Consider the following 17,631-nt stretch of genomic DNA (forward strand, 5'->3'; position numbering starts at 1 on the left):
GGCTGAAGTGCTGCGCCGGGGCTGGGATCAGCGGGCGTAGTACTCGACGACGAGCTGCTCGTCGCAGATCACCGGGATCTCCTTGCGGTTCGGCTCGCGGTCCAGGCGGAACGCCAGGGCCTTGAGGTTCACCTGCAGGTAGCGCGGGGTCTCACCGTCGGCGGCGAAGCCACCCTCGCGGGCGACCTGGAACAGCGTCTTGTCCTTGGAGCGGTCGCGGACCTGCACGACGTCGTCCGGACGGACACGGAAGGACGGCTTGTCGACCTTCTGGCCGTTGACCTGGATGTGGCCGTGGACGACCATCTGGCGGGCCTGGTAGATCGTGCGGGCGATGCCCGAACGCAGGACCAGCGCGTCGAGACGGCGCTCGAGCTCGATGATCAGGGCCTCACCGGTCTTGCCCTGGACCTTGGAGGCACGCTCGTAGGCGCGGACGAGCTGACGCTCGGACACGTCGTACTGCGCGCGCAGACGCTGCTTCTCGAGCAGACGGACCTTGTAGTCCGAGTTCTGCTTGCGGCCGCGGCCGTGCTCGCCCGGCGGGTAGGGGCGGGCCTCGAAGTACTTGACGGCCTTCGGGGTCAGCGCGATGCCGAGGGCACGCGACTTCTTGACCTTGGGGCGGGACTGGTTCGCCATGAACCAAACACCTCGTTTTATCTGTGCGAATACGGCTTCACCAGGGTTAGAGGAGGTCGCATCCGCAGCCGGGGAAATAACCCTCCGGGTCCGTTGCCGGACCTGGTGGGCAGCCGCTCCCTGGTCTGGGCACATACGTGCAGCACGCGAGTGGCCCACCGGCCGGTCCCGGGATTCCGGGTGGTGGTGGGCTGCCCGCGACACCGTTCGACGGTGCGCGACGCTCCTGGAGATCCCGGTCCTCACGGTCCGGTACTCCGGCTGGATGTCCCGCTCTGGTGAGCCGATCCCTTCGGGAAGGGGCCGGACACGGGACTCAGCACTTCGGAGCAGTCTACAGGTCGCTCAGGACCGCTTGCGACCGAGGTGCTTCCTGGTCCACTCCACGGCGTCCGCGTAACGGGCCTCTGCGCCGTTACGGGTGGGGGTGTAGTACTCGCGGTCCTTGAGGGCGTCCGGGGCGTACTGCTGGGCGGCGATGGCGTTCGGCTGGTTGTGCGGGTAGACGTACCCCTGCGCGTGGCCGAGCTTCTTGGCGCTCTTGTAGTGCCCGTCGCGCAGGTGGGGTGGCACGGGTCCGGCGTGGCCCTTGCGTACGTCCCCCATCGCTTCGCGGATCGCGGTGGTCGCCGAGTTGGACTTGGGGGCGAGGGCGAGGGCGATGGTGGCGTGGCTGAGGGTGAGCGCCGCCTCCGGGAAGCCGATCAGCGCGACGGCCTGGGCGGCGGCGACGGCTATGGGCAGCGCGTTCGGGTCGGCGACGCCGATGTCCTCGCTGGCGGAGATGATCAGGCGCCGGGCGATGAAGCGGGGGTCCTCGCCGGCCTCGATCATCCGGGCCAGGTAGTGCAGTGCCGCGTCCACGTCGGAGCCGCGGATGGACTTGATCAGCGCGCTCGCCACGTCGTAGTGCTGGTCACCGTCGCGGTCGTACTTCACGGCGGCGCGGTCGACCGTCTCCTCCAGGGTCTGGAGGCTGATCTCCGTCTCGCTCTTGTCGAGGGCCGCGCCGGCGGCTGCCTCCAGGGCGGTCAGGGCCCGGCGCGCGTCGCCTCCGGCGATCCTGAGCAGGTGCTCCTCGGCGTCCTCGGGGAGGGTGAGGGCGCCGCCGAGGCCGCGCTCGTCGTCGAGGGTGCGGCGCAGCAGGCCGCGCAGGTCCTCCTCGCCGAGCGGTTCCAGGGTGAGCAGCAGCGAGCGGGAGAGCAGCGGGGAGATCACCGAGAAGTACGGGTTCTCGGTGGTCGCGGCGATCAGGGTCACCCAGCGGTTCTCGACGGCCGGGAGCAGGGAGTCCTGCTGTGCCTTGCTGAAGCGGTGGATCTCGTCGAGGAAAAGGACGGTCTCCTTGCCGAAGCCGCCGGCGGCGCGGCGCGCGCCGTCGATGACGGCACGGACCTCCTTGACGCCGGCGCTGATCGCGGACAGCTCGACGAAGCGACGGTCGGTCGCCTTGGACACCACGTGCGCGAGGGTGGTCTTGCCGGTGCCGGGCGGCCCCCACAGCACCACCGAGGACGGGCCGGCCGGGCCGCCGCTGCCCTCGTCGACGAGTCTGCGCAAGGGTGAGCCCGGCTTCAGCAGGTGCTGCTGGCCCACGACCTCGTCGAGGGTGCGCGGACGCATCCGGACGGCCAGGGGGCTGCTGGTCGGGTCCTTTTCCTGGCGCTCTTCGGCGGCGGCGGTGAACAGGTCGGCTTCCACGCTGAAAACCCTAAGACACGGCACTGACAATTGGGACCGGCCGCCTGCGGGGCTGTCCGCGCGGGGCCGTCCGTCCGCCGCCCGTCATCTGTCCGTCTGCCGTGCTTCAGCCGTCCGCCGGACCGTTCGTCAGAGCGTCCACCGGTTCGCCGGCGGCCGTCAGCTGGTCCAGAAGTCCCACCAGCGGGTGAGGATCAGCATGCCGATGATGCCGACGTGCAGGACCGGCAGGACCCACGTGAACTCGCCGAAGAAGGACTTCAGCGGGCGCGGGGCCGGCAGGAAGTCGTTGCGGACGTTGAACGACGTCACGTACCAGAACATGACGATCGTGGCGACCCAGGCCAGCGAGCACCACAGGCACAGCGCGTTGATCCGGTACAGGGACTGGAACTGCAGCCATGTGCAGAATCCCACTCCGAACAGCGTGCCGAAGTTGAAGGTCAGCCAGTACCAGCGCGGGAAGCGGGCCCGGGCCAGCAGGCTCACGCCGACGCAGACGACGATGCCGTAGCAGACCAGGCCGAGCATCGGGTTCGGGAAGCCGAACGCGGCGGCCTGCTTGCTCTCCATGACGCTGCCGCAGGACACGACCGGGTTGAGGCTGCACCCGGGGGTGAAGGTCGTGCCCGCGACCTTGGCCTCGAGCAGTTTGAACTTGTCGATCGTGATGACCCACGCGGCGAGCAGTCCGGCGGCGCCGGTGATCATCAGGAGCAGCGCGAAGGCCCGGCTCCCGCCCACGGCACGCGTCCCGGCGGCCCCGTGCTCGGGCCCGGGCTCGGTGGAGACGTCTTTGACTGTCGTCTTGCTCATCACGCCGATTCCGTCTGCTGGAGAGGGGACCTTCTTCGGGCAGTGGCCATTGTGCCGCACCGGCCTGTGTGTCCGCCGTTCGATGGACACAAGGAGGTACGCGCGGTGGGCCCGGACCGTTCGGAAATCGCCGGGACGAGTTAACCGGCGCCCTCGGAGTTGACGGTCCGCCAGGACATGGAAAAGGGCGCCGGGAGCACCGGCGCCCTTCCGTACGGGCCATGGGCCGTACTAGGGCCTCTCTTCCGGATCTTGCCGGGGTCGCGGCGTCTGGCACGCACATCTGCGGCGTTGTCGTCACTCTCCCCCAAGCTCTCGGCTTCGCTCGAGCAGGGAGGGACCCCCATCGCGCCGCGTCGACTCCCTCCTCCGCCTTGCAGCTGCACGCACCAGACCCCGCTCGGGTAGGCCAGAAGGCACCGCAGACCGGAGCCGGCCTGATCCGGAAGAAAGACCCTAGCCGAGCCGGGACTTCAGCTCCGTGACGATCTCGTCCACGCCGACCGCCGTCTGCTCACCGGACTCCATGTCCTTGAGCTGGACGACGCCCTCGGCGAGGTCGCGCTCGCCGGCGACGAGCGCGAAACGCGCGCCGGACCGGTTGGCGGCCTTCATCGCCGCCTTCAGGCCCTTGCCGCCGTAGGAGAAGTCCGCCGCGATGCCGGCCTTGCGCACCTCGGTGACCTTGGCGAACAGGACGCGGCGGGCCTCCTCGCCGAGCGGGACGGCGAAGACACTGGTCGCGGACGGGATGTCCAGTTCCACACCCTCGGCCTCCAGGGCGAGGACCGTGCGGTCGACACCGAGGGCCCAGCCGACCGACGGGAGCGCGGGGCCGCCGATCATCTCGGACAGGCCGTCGTAGCGGCCGCCGCCGCCCACCGCGGACTGGGAACCCAGGCCGTCGTGCACGAACTCGAAGGTGGTGCGGGTGTAGTAGTCGAGGCCGCGGACCAGCTTGGCGTCGTCCTCGAAGGCGACGCCCGCCGTGGTGATCAGGTCGCGGACCTCCTCGTGGTAGGCCTTGCAGGCGTCGCACAGGTAGTCGCGCAGCAGCGGCGCGCCGGTCAGCTGCTGCTGGACCGACTCGCGCTTGTCGTCGAGGACCCTGAGGGGGTTGATGTCGACGCGGCGGCGGGTGTCCTCGTCCAGGTCCAGGCCGCGCAGGAAGTCCTGCAGCGCGGCCCGGTACACCGGACGGCACTCCTTGTCGCCCAGGCTGTTGAGCAGGATGCGGAAGTTCCTGAGGCCCAGCGAGCGGTACGCCTGGTCGGCCAGGATGATCAGCTCGGCGTCCAGCGCCGGGTCCTCCGCGCCGATCGCCTCGGCACCGACCTGGGAGAAGTGGCGGTAGCGGCCCTTCTGGGGGCGCTCGTAGCGGTAGTACGAGCCGGAGTACCAGAGCTTGACGGGGAGGTTGCCCGCCTTGTGCAGGTTGGCCTCCAGCGCCGCGCGCAGGACGGAGGCGGTGCCCTCGGGGCGCAGGGCGAGCCTGTCGCCGCCCTTGGTCTCGAAGGCGTACATCTCCTTGGTGACGATGTCGGTGGACTCGCCGACACCGCGCGCGAAGAGTTCGACGTTCTCGAAGCCGGGGGTCTCGATGTAGCCGTACCCGGAGTTGCGCAGCGGGGCGGCGATCGCCTCGCGCACCGCGAGGTACGTGGCGGAGGCCGGCGGGATCAGGTCGTAGGTGCCCTTGGGGGCCTTGAAGGTGCTCACGGAAAAAGCTCTCTCGTCACATTCCTCGTCGGGGAGCCTCGGGGGCTCCCTGGCCGGCCGCCACCTGCCGCAGATAGGGGTTGGTGGCGCGCTCCTGGCCGATGGTCGTCTGGGGACCGTGGCCGGACAGGACCACGGTGGAGTCGTCGAGCGGCAGGCACACACGTGCCAGCGACCCGAGCATGTCCTCCATGGATCCGCCCGGCAGGTCGGTGCGTCCGACGGAGCCGGCGAACAGCAGATCCCCGGAGAAGAAGACCGACGGGATGTCGGTGTTCTCGGGCATCTGGAAGGTCACCGACCCCTTGGTATGGCCCGGGGCGTGCGCGACGGAGAACTCCAGCCCGGCGAGCGAGAGCCGCGCGCCGTCGCTCAGCTCCCTGACGTCGTCCGGCTCCCCCACGGTCAGCTCGCCCATCAGCGGCATGCCGATGGACCTGCCGAGCGCCTTCTCGGGATCGCTCATCATGTAGCGGTCCTCGGGGTGGATCCAGGCCGGTACGCCGTGCGCGCCGCACACGGGGACGACCGAGGCCACGTGGTCGATGTGGCCATGGGTGAGGACGACCGCGGCGGGCTTGAGCCGATGCTTCTTCAGCATGTCCTCGACTCCCTGGGCCGCCTGGTGGCCCGGGTCGATGATCACGCACTCCTCACCGGCGGCGGGGGCGACGACGTAACAATTCGTCCCCCAGGCACCGGCTGGGAACCCGGCAATGAGCACGATCGTCCTCTGTTGTGTCGATACGGGAGGGCTTGCGGGCGGGCGCCCGTGGTCCAGAGCCTACCGGCGCTGCCGTTTCCTCAGCGAACCCATATACGGTACGGGGCTACAAGCGGCTGTCGGCAAACAGGACGCACGCGTACCGGTCGACACACGACAGGCATGAGGAGAGAACCCGGTGGTCAGCCAGGAGCAGCGGCGGCGTCAGCTCGCCCGGGAGAAGTTCTTGCGGCAGCAGCAGCGGCGCACCAGCGCGCGGCGCAAGGCACGGATGCGCAACTCCGTGATCGCGTCGGTCCTCGGCGTGGTCGTGATCGGCAGCCTCGCGCTGTACACGACCGGGGTGCTGAAGGGCGACGACAAGAAGGCGAACGCGAGCGCCGACGTGACGCCGAGCGCGTCGTCGGCGAGCAAGGCGCCGGACCCGTGCCACAAGCCGGCCGCGGGCTCGGTGAAGAAGCTGAGCTGGAAGAAGGAGCCGGCGATGTCGATCGACACGTCGGCGAAGTACACGATGAAGCTCGCCACGACGTGCGGCGAGATCGACGTCGCGATGAAGCCGGCGGCGGCCCCGCACACCGTGAACTCGTTCGACTTCCTGGCGGGCAAGGGCTACTTCGACCACACCAAGTGCCACCGCCTGACGACGAACAACATCTACGTGCTGCAGTGCGGTGACCCGACGGCCACCGGCAGCGGCGACCCGGGCTACAAGCTCCCGGACGAGAACCTGAAGGACAAGAGCCTGAAGGGGAACACGTACCCGACCGGCACGGTGGCGATGGCCAACGCCGGCCCGAACACCGGCGGCAGCCAGTTCTTCCTCGTGTACAAGGACAGCCCGCTGCCGCCCAACTACGCGCCGTTCGGCACGATGGACGCGGCGGGTCTGAAGGTGCTGGGCAAGATCGCCGCAGCGGGCGAGAACACGGGTGGGGGCGACGGCGCCCCGAACGCGACAGTCGTGATCGACAAGGCGACGGTCACGAAGTCCTGACGTTCCGGAGCGCGGACGGCGGCTGCCTGCCGCCCGGCACGACCGGTCACGCAATTTTCGGTCGCGCTGGATGCGGACAGGTAACCCGCTGGTCGCCTATGTTGGCCGTGACGAAACTGTGGACGATGCCCGAGGGCCGGGAGGCACCTCGCAGGCATCATGTGGAGGAGGCGCTGTGAGCAGCGACCCGTGGGGCCGCGTCGACGAGACGGGGACCGTGTACGTGCGTACGGCCGATGGCGAGCAGGTCGTCGGTTCGTGGGCGGCAGGCTCCCCCGAGGAGGCGCTTGCCTACTTCGAACGCAAGTACGAGGGCCTGGTTGTCGAGATCGGCCTCCTCGAGAAGCGCGTGCAGACGACCGATCTGTCGGCGAAGGACGCCCAGACCGCCATCGACCACCTGCGCGAGCAGGTGGACGCGCACCACGCGGTCGGTGACCTGGCCGCGCTGCGGACCCGTCTGGGCAAGCTCGTGGAGACGGTCGAGACCCGGCGCGAGGAGCGCAAGGTCCAGCGGGCCAAGCAGTCCGACGAGGCCCGCAAGGCCAAGGAGGACCTGGTCGTCGAGGCGGAGCAGCTGGCGCAGTCCGACCAGTGGCGGGTGGCCGGTGAGCGGCTGCGGGCGTTGGTGGACACCTGGAAGGGCCTGCCGCGTCTGGACCGCAAGTCCGACGACGAGCTGTGGCACCGGTTCTCGCACGCCCGGTCGGCGTTCTCCAAGCGCCGCAAGGCGCACTTCGCGCAGCTGGACGCGCAGCGCGAGGACGCCCGCAAGGTCAAGGAGCGGCTGGTCGCCGAGGCCGAGGCGCTGTCGGGCTCGATGGACTGGGGTCCGACGGCCGCGCGCTACCGCGAGCTGATGGCGGACTGGAAGGCGGCCGGCCGCGCCCAGCGCGAGCACGAGGACGACCTGTGGAACCGCTTCCGCGGCGCCCAGGACGTGTTCTTCGCCGCGCGCAGCTCGGTGTTCGCCGAGCGGGACGCGGAGCAGACGGAGAACCTGAAGCTGAAGGAGGAGCTGGCCGAGGAGGCCGAGAAGATCCTCCCGGTGACGGACCTCAAGGGCGCCCGGGCCGCTTTCCGCTCGGTCAACGAGCGCTGGGAGGCCATCGGTCACGTCCCGCGGGACGCGCGTCCCAAGGTCGAGGGCCGGATGCACGCGGTCGAGCGGGCCATCCAGGAGGCCGAGGAGGCCGAGTGGCGCCGGACGAACCCGGAGGCACGCGCGCGTGCGGCGGGTCTGACCGGGCAGCTCCAGGCCGCCGTGGACAAGCTGGAGGCGCAGATCGAGCAGGCCCGCGCCCAGGGCAACAACTCCAGGGCCGACAAGCTGGCGCGTGAGCTGGAGGGCCGTCAGGCGCTTCTGGACCAGGCGCTGAAGGGCCTGGAGGAGTTCGGCGGCTGACGCCCCGCTCCCCCGCCCTCCCGGGCACGCATGCCGAAGGGCCCCGTACACGCCGTACGGGGCCCTTCGGCATGTGTCCCTGGACCTACGACCGGTTGCGCGCCGAGGTCACGCGGTAGACGTCGTAGACGCCCTCCACACCCCGTACGGCCTTCAGGACGTGGCCGAGGTGCTTGGGGTCGCCCATCTCGAAGGTGAAGCGGGAGGTGGCGACGCGGTCGCGGGAGGTCTGTACGGCCGCGGAGAGGATGTTGACGTGCTGGTCGGACAGCACGCGGGTGACGTCCGACAGCAGGCGGGAGCGGTCCAGGGCCTCCACCTGGATGGCGACCAGGAAGACCGAGGACTGGGTGGGCGCCCACTCGACGTCGAGGATGCGCTCCGGCTCGCGGGACAGCGAGTCCACGTTGACGCAGTCACTGCGGTGAACCGATACGCCGCTGCCCCGCGTGACGAAGCCGATGATCGGGTCGCCGGGCACGGGCGTACAGCAGCGGGCCAGCTTGACCCACACGTCGTCGACGCCCTTGACCACGACGCCGGGGTCGGAGCTGGAACGGCGCTTGCGGCCGCGGCCGCGCGACGGCGGGACGCTCTCGTCGATCTCCTCGGTCGCGGCCTCCTCGCCGCCGAGGGCCTGCACGAGCTTCTGTACGACGTTCGGCGCGGAGACGTGGCCCTCGCCGATCGCCGCGTACAGCGCGGAGATGTCGGGGTAGCGCATCTCGTGCGCGAGCGTGACGAGGGAGTCGCCGGTGAGGATGCGCTGGATGGGCAGGTTCTGCTTGCGCATGGCGCGGACGATGGCGTCCTTGCCCTGCTCGATCGCCTCGTCGCGGCGCTCCTTGGAGAACCAGGCCCGGATCTTGTTGCGGGCCCGCGGCGACTTGACGAAGCCGAGCCAGTCGCGGGAGGGGCCGGCGCTGTCCGCCTTGGAGGTGAAGACCTCCACCAGGTCGCCGTTGTCCAGGGTGGACTCGAGCGGGACGAGACGGCCGTTGACCCGCGCTCCTATGGTGCGGTGGCCGACCTCGGTGTGGACCGCGTAGGCGAAGTCGACCGGGGTGGCCCCGGCCGGGAGCGCTATGACGTCGCCCTTCGGCGTGAAGACGAAGACCTCGTTGCGGGACAGGTCGAAGCGCAGGGACTCCAGGAACTCGCTGGGGTCCTCGGTCTCCTTCTGCCAGTCCAGCAGCTGCCTGAGCCACGCCATGTCGTTGACGGCGTCCTTGTCCTTGCCCAGGCCCTTGGGGACGTCGGTGCGGATCTTGGAGGCGCCGGCGACGGCTTCCTGCTTGTACTTCCAGTGCGCGGCGATGCCGTACTCGGCGCGCCGGTGCATGTCGAAGGTGCGGATCTGCAGCTCGACGGGCTTGCCGTTGGGTCCGATGACCGTCGTGTGCAGCGACTGGTACATGTTGAACTTCGGCATCGCGATGTAGTCCTTGAACCGGCCGGGGACCGGGTTCCATCGCGCGTGGATCGTGCCGAGGGCGGCGTAGCAGTCGCGGACCGTGTCGACCAGGACCCGGATGCCGACCAGGTCGTAGATCTCCGCGAAGTCACGGCCGCGGACGATCATCTTCTGGTAGACGCTGTAGTAGTGCTTCGGCCGGCCGGTGACGGTCGCCTTGATGCGGGCGGCGCGCAGGTCGGCCTGGACCTCGTCGGTCACTATGGCCAGGTACTCGTCGCGCTTCGGCGCCCGCTCGGCCACCAGACGCACGATCTCGTCGTACATCTTGGGGTAGAGGATCGCGAAGGCGAGGTCCTCCAGCTCCCACTTGATGGTGTTCATGCCCAGGCGGTGGGCGAGCGGCGCGTAGATCTCGAGGGTCTCGCGCGCCTTCTTCTCCTGCTTCTCGCGCTTGAGGTAGCGCATGGTGCGCATGTTGTGCAGGCGGTCGGCGAGCTTGATGACCAGGACGCGCGGGTCCTTGGCCATGGCGACGACCATCTTGCGCACGGTCTCGGCCTGCGCGGCCTCGCCGAACTTGACCTTGTCCAGCTTGGTGACGCCGTCGACGAGGAGGGCGACGACGTCGCCGAACTCCCGGCGCAGATCGTCCAGGCCGTAGTCGGTGTCCTCGACCGTGTCGTGCAGCAGGCCGGCCATGAGGGTGGCCGGGTCCATGCCGAGCTCGGCGAGGATGGTGGTCACCGCGAGCGGGTGGGTGATGTACGGGTCGCCGCTCTTGCGCTTCTGGCCGCGGTGCCAGCGCTCGGCGACCTGGTACGCCTTCTCGATCTGCCGGAGGGTGGAGGTCTCGATCTTCGGGTCGTTGCTGCGCACTATGCGCAGCAGCGGTTCGAGCACCGGGTTGTACGGGTTCGCGCGCTGTACGCCGAGACGGGCCAGGCGGGCGCGGACGCGGTTGGAGGAGCCGGAGCGGGGCTGGCCCGCGGCAGGGCGCACGGGTGCGGCGGGCTTGGGGCGCGCGGCGTCCGCGGTCTTCTCGACGGGCGCGGACTGGGCGTGCTCGACCGTCCCGCGGCTGTCGTTCTTCGCGTCGGACGCGTTGGGCGCGGGCTTCACCGCGGGTGCCGAGGCGGACTCGGGCTTTGCGGCGGTCAGTGGCTGGGCCTCGTCTGGCAAGAGGACTCCTCGTGCGCGATCCGGGTCCCCCGGTCAGGCTCCGGAGAACCCATGGTAGCGATCCTGCGCCCCACCCTCGCCTCCGGGCGGACGGGAGAACCGTCTACCGGTGGAACACGAGGGACGCGCGCGGGATTCCAGGGGGCGGAATCCAGGGGGTGGACCGGTGGTGGCCGGCGGGTGCCGCGGACATGTCCGGTGGGTGGTGTTGCGGGTACGGCTGGGGCGGCGGGTATGGCTGGGGCGGCTGGGGCGACAGGTACGGCTGGGTCAGCGGGTGCGGCTGGTGCTGCGGGAAGCACGAAGCGGCCTCCGGGTCACCCGGGGGCCGCTTCGTGCGTGTGTCACGTCACCGCGCTCAGACCTGGAGCAGCGCCTCCAGCGGTGCCCCGTTCAGCGCGGACTCCAGGCGCGTACGGCCGCCCAGGAAGCCCAGCTCCATGAGCACCGCGAGACCCGAGACCTCGGCCCCGGCCCGCTGGATCAGCTGGATCGCGGCCTCGGCCGTACCGCCGGTCGCGAGCACGTCGTCCACGATCAGCACCCGGTCACCGGCGACCAGGTCCTCGGCGTGGACCTCGATCTCCGCGGAGCCGTACTCCAGGTCGTAGGCCTGCCGCAGGGTGGCGCCGGGGAGCTTGCCCGCCTTGCGGACGGGGATGAACCCGAGCCCCGCGCGGACGGCGACCGGCGCACCGAGGATGAAGCCCCGCGCCTCGAGACCGACCACCTTGGTCGACCCGGTGCTGGTGGCGATCTCGGCCAGCGTGTCGGTCAGTGCCGTGAACGCCGCCGGGTCCGCGAGCAGCGGCGTGATGTCCTTGAACATCACACCCGGCTCCGGATAATCGGCCACGTCACGGATTCGGCTGAGCAGCAGCTCCTGGATGTCTGTCATCGACGCTTTCCGGTGGATCGGCCGCGGCCCCGGTTGCGGGTCGCGGGCTGGTTACGCGGGCCCACCACGGCGGGCGCTGCGTCATCGTACTCGTCACCGGCGCCGGACCCCGCCTCGGCGGGGTCGCCCTCGGCGCCGGCCTGGGCACGCTTGGCCATGACCCGCTTACGCAGAGCCTTCATCGCCGGCTCGCGCTCCTTGAGGTCGGCGACGAGCGGGGTGGCGATGAAGATCGAGGAGTACGCACCGGCGGCGAGGCCGACGAACAGCGACAGCGAGATGTCGTTCAGCGTGCCGGCGCCGAGGAAGCCGCCGCCGATGAACAGCAGACCGGCCACCGGAAGCAGCGCGACCACGGTGGTGTTGATGGAACGCACCAGCGTGCCGTTGATCGACTGGTTGGCGATGTCGCTGTAGGTGAAGCGGGTCTGCTTGGTGATGTCCTTCGTCTGCTCCTTGAGACTGTCGAAGACGACGACAGTGTCGTAGAGCGAGTAACCGAGGATCGTCAGCAGACCGATGACCGTACCGGGCGTGACCTCGAAGCCCACCAGGGCGTAGATGCCGACCGTGATGGTGATGTCGTGGATCAGCGCGACGAGGGCCGCGACGGCCATACGCCACTCGAAGGCGATCGCCAGGTAGATCACCACGAGCACCATGAAGATGACCAGGCCTTCCCAGGCCTTGTTGGCGATCTGCTCACCCCAGCTGGGGCCGACCAGGTCGGCGTTCAGCTTCTCGGGGTTGAGGCTCAGGTCCTTGGCCAGCGTCTGCTTGATCTCGTCGGACTTGTCGGTGTCGATGCCCGCGATCTGGATGCGCAGGCTGCCGTTGCCGAGCTTCTGCACGACCGCTTCGTGGCCGGAGGCACTCTTGGCGAAGTCCTCGGCCTGCGCCACCGACGCGCTCATGTGCGTCGGCGTGGTGAAGACGGCACCGCCCTGGAACTCGATGCCCATGTTCAGGCCGCGCACCGCCAGGCCGACGATGGCCGTGATGGTGATCAGGATCGAGACGCCGTACCAGATCTTGCGCTTGCCGATGAAGTCGTAGCTGATCTCGCCGCGGTGCAGCCGGGCGCCGAGGTTGCCGAGTTTCGACATTCGCTCACGCCTCCTTCGGGTCGACAGGGCCGGCGGCAGGACCGGCGGAACGGCGGGTACGGCGCAGCGGCGGCTTGGCTCCCAGGCCCTTGGGGTCGAGCCCGGACCACTTGTGGCCGTTCGCGAAGAACTTGCGGCGCGCGAGGAGCGACATGAGCGGCTTGGTGAAGAAGAAGACGACGACCACGTCGAGCACGGTGGTCAGGCCGAGCGTGAACGCGAAGCCCTGCACCTTGCCGACGGTGACGATGAACAGCACGGCGGCGGCGAGGAAGGACACGAAGTCGGAGACCAGGATGGTGCGCCGGGCGCGCGGCCAGGCCCGCTCGACGGCGGGGCGCAGGCTGCGGCCCTCCCGGATCTCGTCCCGGATGCGTTCGAAGTACACGATGAACGAGTCCGCGGTGATACCGATGGCGACGATGGCGCCGCAGACGGCCGGCAGGTTCAGCGCGAAGCCGATGGCCGGGCCGAGGAGCGCCATGAGCACGTAGGTGAGGATCGCGGAGATCAGCAGGGAGGCCATGGCCACGAGCGACAGACCGCGGTAGTAGATCACCAGGTAGATGACGACCAGGGCGAGGCCGATGGCGCCGGCGAGCAGACCGGCGTGCAGCTGCTCACCGCCGAGCGCGGCGGTCACCGTGGTGACGGTCTCTTCCTTGAACGACAGCGGAAGCGCGCCGTAGGACAGCATGTTGGACAGGCTCTGCGCCTCCTGCTGCGTGAAGCGGCCGGTGATCTCGGCCTGGCCGCCGGTGATGGCGGTGCTCACGCTCGGGGCGGAGACGACGTTGCCGTCGAGGACGATGCCGAACTGGTTCTGCCCGGACTGCGCCTGCTGGGCGAGCTGGGCGGTGACGTCTCCGAACTTCTTCGCGCCGCTGGAGGTGAAGCTCATCTGCACCTGCCAGCCGGCGGCGCCCTGGGTGTCGAAGACCGCCTGGGCCTTCTTCACCTCGGTGCCGTCCACGGCGGCCGGGCCGAGCAGGTACTTGAACCAGACCTTGTCGTTCTCACCGCAGGCCACGGTGGGGGCGCCCGGCTTGGCGTTCTGGCCGGCCGTCGCGCGCTGGGCGGGCTTGGAGCAGTCCAGGGCGGCGTACTGGGCCTGGAGCTTGCTGGTGTCGCCGTCGGTGGGGGCGCCGGAGGACGTCGAGGACGGGTTCGCGGAGGACTTGGCGCTCGCGGACGACGAGGCGCCCGGGGTGGCGGAGGACGTCGCCTTGGCGTCGGCCTTCAACGCGTCGGTGACCGCGCGGCCCTGCGGGGTGGCGGGGGCGCTCGGGGACCCGGTGCTGGTCGAGGACGCCTTCTGCCCGCTGGTGGAGGCGCTGCCCGACGGGTTCGCGGAGGCGCTGCCCTTCGGGTTCGGCGTGGTGGAGGCGCTGGAGGAGGCACCCGGCGACGGGGTCGCGGCGGCACCGGTGGGCTCGGTGGCGAGGACCGGGCGGAAGTACAGCTTGGCGGTGGTGCCGACCTGCTGCTGGGCCTCCTTGGAGTTGGTGCCCTTGGGGATGTTGACGATGATGTGGTCGGTCCCCTGGGTCTGCACCTCCGCCTCGGAGACGCCAAGGCCGTTGACGCGGCGGTTCATGATGTCGACCGCGGTGTCCATGTTGGCCTTGTTGATCGCCGACCCCTGGTCGGCCTTCGCCTTGAGCGTGATGCTCGTACCACCGGCAAGGTCGATGCCGAGACGCGGAGTGGTGTGTCCGGAGGCGAACATTCCCCCGGCGAGCGCCACGATGGCGATCAGGATGAGGACCAGCGAGCGCCCTGGCTTGCTCTGAGCGCTCGCGCTCCGGCCCTTCTTAGGTGCTGCCACCTTCTCGTACTCCCTCTCGGGCCGCCCCGCGCCCGGTCGGCGCGGTCGGCCATGACATGGTGTCGGGATCCCGTGCGGGAAACAGACGCGCCCGGGGCGCGCGGGGCGCCGTCCTGCCGCGCCGCCACCGCCCCGGGGCGTGACTACTTGGTGCCGGAGTCGCCTTCGGTCTTCTTCGGCTCTTCGTCCGCCTCGGCCTCGGCGGCAGCGGGCGCGTCGGCCTTGACCTCGGCCTTGTCGGCCGTCTCGGCCTTGTCCTCGGCGGCCTTTTCCTCGGCCGGCTCGTCCTCGACGGCGTCCTTCTTGCCGAAGTCGACGGGCTTGTCGTCGGAGGCGGCGGCAGCGGCGGGCTCGTCGGTCCCGGTGAGGGAGGAGGCGTCGTCCGGGACGATGGAGACGTCGGACTTCAGGTCGTGCTCGACGCCGTGGACGATGCGGTTGTACTCGTCGTCGGTCAGGACGGCACCGATCGAGTTCTTGGCGAAGAGAAGGTCGACACCGGGGCCGGCGTCAAGGAGGACGGTGTCCTCGTTGATCTCCTTGACCGTCGCGTACATCCCCCCGATCGTGCGGACGCCGGAGCCGGGCTGCATCTCGTTCCGCATCTGGTTGGCCTGCTGCTGCTTCTTCTTGGCCGAGCGCGTCATCAGGAACATGGCCGCGATGAGCACGATGAACGGGAGAAGGGTCAAGGTATTCACGGGACGGGATTTCCTTCGCACGACCGCGGCGGACAGCGGCCTGATGGATGGGGGTGAGGTGGGCGCCGCCCGCAAGGGCGGCATCGGCGGAGTCTAAGCGAGTCCGCGTGCATGGAACAACGCTCAGCATGGCACCTGGGTTCCTGCCCCCGCCAATGCCCCCGCCGTCACGCCCTGAACAGGTCCTGTTGTCCGTTTCCCGAGGCCGCCGAGCCCGGCGGGGTCAGGCCGAGATGCGCCCATGCCGCGGGAGTGGCGACGCGGCCACGCGGAGTGCGGGCGAGCAGACCCTCCCGCACCAGGAAGGGCTCGGCGACCTCCTCGACCGTCTCGCGCTCCTCCCCCACGGCGACGGCGAGCGTCGACAGGCCGACCGGGCCGCCGCCGAACAGCTTCAGCAGAGCCTGGAGCACCGCGCGGTCGAGGCGGTCGAGGCCGCGCGGGTCGACCTCGTAGACGGCGAGGGCGGCCTCGGCGATCTCGCGGGTGATCAGGCCGTCCGCCTTGACCTGGGCGTAGTCGCGCACGCGGCGCAGCAGACGGTTGGCGATACGGGGTGTGCCCCGGGACCGGCCGGCGATCTCGGCGGCGCCGTCGGACTCGATCCCGACGTCGAGCAGGCCGGCCGAGCGGTGCACGACCCGCTCCAGCTCGGTGGGCTCGTAGAACTCCATGTGCGCGGTGAAACCGAAGCGGTCGCGCAGCGGGGGCGGCAGCAGGCCCGCGCGCGTGGTGGCGCCGACCAGGGTGAAGGGCGGCAGTTCCAGCGGGATGGCGGTGGCGCCGGGGCCCTTGCCGACGATGACGTCGACCCGGAAGTCCTCCATCGCCATGTACAGCATCTCCTCGGCGGGCCGGGACATGCGGTGGATCTCGTCCAGGAAGAGGACCTCGCCCTCCTGGAGGGAGGAGAGGATCGCGGCGAGGTCGCCGGCGTGCTGGATGGCGGGGCCGGAGGTGATGCGGATGGGGGCGCCCATCTCGGCCGCGATGATCATCGACAGGGTGGTCTTGCCCAGGCCGGGGGCGCCGGAGAGCAGGACGTGGTCGGCGGTGGCGCCGCGCGCGCGTGCGGCGCGCAGGACGAGGTCGAGCTGTTCGCGGACCTTCTCCTGGCCGATGAACTCGCCGAGGTCCTTGGGGCGCAGGGCCGCCTCGACGGCCTGGTCCTCCCGGTCGGCGACCGAGTCCACCAGCCGCTCCTCGGCGGGGCCGCCGAGCCGCTCCTCGGCGGGGGGTTCGGTCGTGTCGTCCCAGTTCACTGAAGTACTCCTAGCGGGGTGGCGCAGGTCAGCGGGCGCGGTTCAGGGTCTGCAGGGCGGCCTTGAGCAGCGCGCCCACCTGGGGTGTGCCCTCGGCGGCCTCGGCCTGGGGGGCCACGGCGGACACGGCTTCGTCGGCCTCGCGACCGGCGTAGCCGAGGCCGACGAGGGCCGCGTGCAGCTGGTCGCGCCAGCCCTGGGTGACCGGGGTGCCGGCCACGGCGGCGCCGGTGGGCGCGCCGAGCCGGTCCTTCAGCTCCAGCAACAGCTTCTGCGCGCCCTTCTTACCGATGCCGGGGACGGCCGTGAGGGCCTTCTCGTCGCCGGTGGCGACCGCGCGGCGCAGGGCGTCCGGGCTGTGTACGGCGAGCATGGCCTGGGCGAGGCGGGGGCCGACTCCGCTCGCGGTCTGCAGCAGGACGAAGACCTGGCGCTCGTCGTCGTCGGCGAAGCCGTACAGGGTCAGGGAGTCCTCGCGCACGACGAGCGAGGTGTGCAGCTTGGCGGGCTGCCCCAGGCGGAGCCTGGAGAGCGTGTCGGGCGTGCACTGCAGGGACATGCCGACGCCGCCGACCTCGACGACCGCCGCGTCCGGGGCGAGTGCGGCAACCGTGCCGCTGACGAAGGCGATCATGCCGTTCGGCCTTTCGGTGATGTCGGTGATGTCGGCGAGGTCCGCGAGGCCGGTGCCTTGGCGGTGTGCAGGGCGACGGCCTGCTGGAGCCGGTTCTGGGCGGGGGCCCGCCAGATGTGGCAGATGGCGAGCGCGAGGGCGTCCGCGGCGTCGGCGGGCTTGGGCGGGGCGGACAGCCGCAGGAGGCGGGTGACCATGGCTCCGACCTGGGCCTTGTCGGCGCGGCCGCTGCCGGTGACGGCGGCCTTGACCTCGCTGGGGGTGTGCAGGGCGACCGGGATGCCGCGCCGGGCGGCGCACAGCATGGCGACCGCGCTGGCCTGGGCGGTGCCCATGACGGTGCTCACGTTGTGCTGGCTGAAGACGCGCTCCACGGCGACGAACTCGGGCCGGTGTTCGTCGAGCCACTGCTCTATGCCCTGCTCGACGGCGAGCAGGCGGTGGCTGAGTTCGGCGTCGGGGGGCGTGCGGACGACTCCGACGCCGATCATGGTCAGCGGGCGTCCGGCGACTCCCTCGACCACTCCGACACCGCATCGGGTCAACCCCGGGTCCACCCCCAGTACGCGCACCCCAGCCCCTCCTTCGATCTCCTGTTTGCG

At 70.3% G+C, this 17,631-nt stretch carries 15 protein-coding genes; 2 read left to right on the forward strand and 13 right to left on the reverse strand.

The annotated features are described in order from the left end of the window. Positions 1-27: 27 nt before the first annotated feature. The 5 genes from rpsD to OIB37_RS07325 all read right to left on the reverse strand — a co-directional run bounded on the left by rpsD (position 28) and on the right by OIB37_RS07325 (position 5,602). On the reverse strand, positions 28-642 hold the full coding sequence (gene rpsD / locus OIB37_RS07305) for a 30S ribosomal protein S4 (RefSeq protein WP_135788065.1): 615 nt from the start codon (positions 640-642) through the stop codon (positions 28-30). Between the two features lie 345 nt (positions 643-987). Next, the gene (locus OIB37_RS07310) at positions 988-2,343 is read right to left on the reverse strand and encodes a replication-associated recombination protein A (protein WP_330456709.1); all 1,356 of its coding nucleotides are present in this window, start codon (positions 2,341-2,343) and stop codon (positions 988-990) included. A gap of 159 nt (positions 2,344-2,502) precedes the next feature. Beyond that, positions 2,503-3,159, reverse strand: coding sequence for a vitamin K epoxide reductase family protein (locus OIB37_RS07315; protein WP_330456710.1), 657 nt, complete (start codon positions 3,157-3,159; stop codon positions 2,503-2,505). 456 nt (positions 3,160-3,615) lie between these two features. Beyond that, positions 3,616-4,878, reverse strand: a complete 1,263-nt coding sequence (hisS, locus tag OIB37_RS07320) for a histidine--tRNA ligase (RefSeq protein ID WP_330456711.1) — start codon at positions 4,876-4,878, stop codon at positions 3,616-3,618. Positions 4,879-4,894: 16 nt separating this feature from the next. Beyond that, positions 4,895-5,602 (reverse strand): MBL fold metallo-hydrolase, encoded by a 708-nt coding sequence (locus OIB37_RS07325; protein ID WP_330456712.1) that lies wholly within the window; start codon positions 5,600-5,602, stop codon positions 4,895-4,897. 178 nt (positions 5,603-5,780) lie between these two features. Between OIB37_RS07325 and OIB37_RS07330 the strand changes: the two genes are divergently transcribed. Together OIB37_RS07330 and OIB37_RS07335 are read left to right on the forward strand one after the other, a co-directional pair. Further along, positions 5,781-6,599: a peptidylprolyl isomerase gene (locus OIB37_RS07330; RefSeq protein ID WP_330456713.1), complete on the forward strand. Its 819-nt coding sequence runs from the start codon at positions 5,781-5,783 to the stop codon at positions 6,597-6,599. Between the two features lie 175 nt (positions 6,600-6,774). Further along, positions 6,775-8,004, forward strand: a complete 1,230-nt coding sequence (locus tag OIB37_RS07335; RefSeq protein ID WP_330456714.1) for a DUF349 domain-containing protein — start codon at positions 6,775-6,777, stop codon at positions 8,002-8,004. A gap of 85 nt (positions 8,005-8,089) precedes the next feature. On the opposite strand, the gene OIB37_RS07340 is transcribed toward OIB37_RS07335, so the two are convergent. The 8 genes from OIB37_RS07340 to ruvC form a co-directional block, all read right to left on the reverse strand. Then, positions 8,090-10,600 carry a RelA/SpoT family protein gene (locus tag OIB37_RS07340; RefSeq protein ID WP_330456715.1) on the reverse strand — a complete coding sequence of 837 codons (2,511 nt, stop codon included), beginning with the start codon at positions 10,598-10,600 and terminating at the stop codon, positions 8,090-8,092. Positions 10,601-10,958: 358 nt separating this feature from the next. Further along, entirely contained in the window at positions 10,959-11,498 is a 540-nt protein-coding gene (locus tag OIB37_RS07345) for an adenine phosphoribosyltransferase (RefSeq protein WP_330456716.1), read from the reverse strand. Beyond that, positions 11,495-12,604: a protein translocase subunit SecF gene (secF, locus tag OIB37_RS07350; protein WP_330456717.1), complete on the reverse strand. Its 1,110-nt coding sequence runs from the start codon at positions 12,602-12,604 to the stop codon at positions 11,495-11,497. The genes OIB37_RS07345 and secF overlap by 4 nt, the downstream gene beginning before the upstream one ends. A gap of 4 nt (positions 12,605-12,608) precedes the next feature. Beyond that, entirely contained in the window at positions 12,609-14,432 is a 1,824-nt protein-coding gene (secD, locus tag OIB37_RS07355; RefSeq protein WP_330456718.1) for a protein translocase subunit SecD, read from the reverse strand. Positions 14,433-14,575: 143 nt separating this feature from the next. Then, a complete protein-coding gene (gene yajC / locus OIB37_RS07360) occupies positions 14,576-15,133 on the reverse strand; it encodes a preprotein translocase subunit YajC (protein WP_330456719.1) in 558 nt (185 codons plus the stop codon). Positions 15,134-15,300: 167 nt separating this feature from the next. After that, on the reverse strand, positions 15,301-16,395 hold the full coding sequence (gene ruvB, locus OIB37_RS07365) for a Holliday junction branch migration DNA helicase RuvB (protein WP_330456720.1): 1,095 nt from the start codon (positions 16,393-16,395) through the stop codon (positions 15,301-15,303). A 28-nt stretch (positions 16,396-16,423) separates the two neighbouring features. Further along, a complete protein-coding gene (gene ruvA, locus OIB37_RS07370; RefSeq protein WP_330456721.1) occupies positions 16,424-17,029 on the reverse strand; it encodes a Holliday junction branch migration protein RuvA in 606 nt (201 codons plus the stop codon). Further along, positions 17,026-17,601, reverse strand: a complete 576-nt coding sequence (gene ruvC, locus OIB37_RS07375) for a crossover junction endodeoxyribonuclease RuvC (protein ID WP_330456722.1) — start codon at positions 17,599-17,601, stop codon at positions 17,026-17,028. The genes ruvA and ruvC overlap by 4 nt, the downstream gene beginning before the upstream one ends. Positions 17,602-17,631 lie beyond the last annotated feature (30 nt).

It is taken from the genome of Streptomyces sp. NBC_00820, from assembly GCF_036347055.1.
Classification (GTDB): domain Bacteria; phylum Actinomycetota; class Actinomycetes; order Streptomycetales; family Streptomycetaceae; genus Streptomyces.

Excerpts from the sequence above, each read along its gene's own strand:
- secF (WP_330456717.1), bottom strand. The coding sequence starts at position 12,604 with ATGTCGAAACTCGGCAACCTCGGCGCCCGGCTGCACCGCGGCGAGATC.
- OIB37_RS07315 (WP_330456710.1), bottom strand. The coding sequence starts at position 3,159 with ATGAGCAAGACGACAGTCAAAGACGTCTCCACCGAGCCCGGGCCCGAG.
- OIB37_RS07345 (WP_330456716.1), bottom strand. The coding sequence starts at position 11,498 with ATGACAGACATCCAGGAGCTGCTGCTCAGCCGAATCCGTGACGTGGCC.
- ruvA (WP_330456721.1), bottom strand. The coding sequence starts at position 17,029 with ATGATCGCCTTCGTCAGCGGCACGGTTGCCGCACTCGCCCCGGACGCG.
- rpsD (WP_135788065.1), bottom strand. The coding sequence starts at position 642 with ATGGCGAACCAGTCCCGCCCCAAGGTCAAGAAGTCGCGTGCCCTCGGC.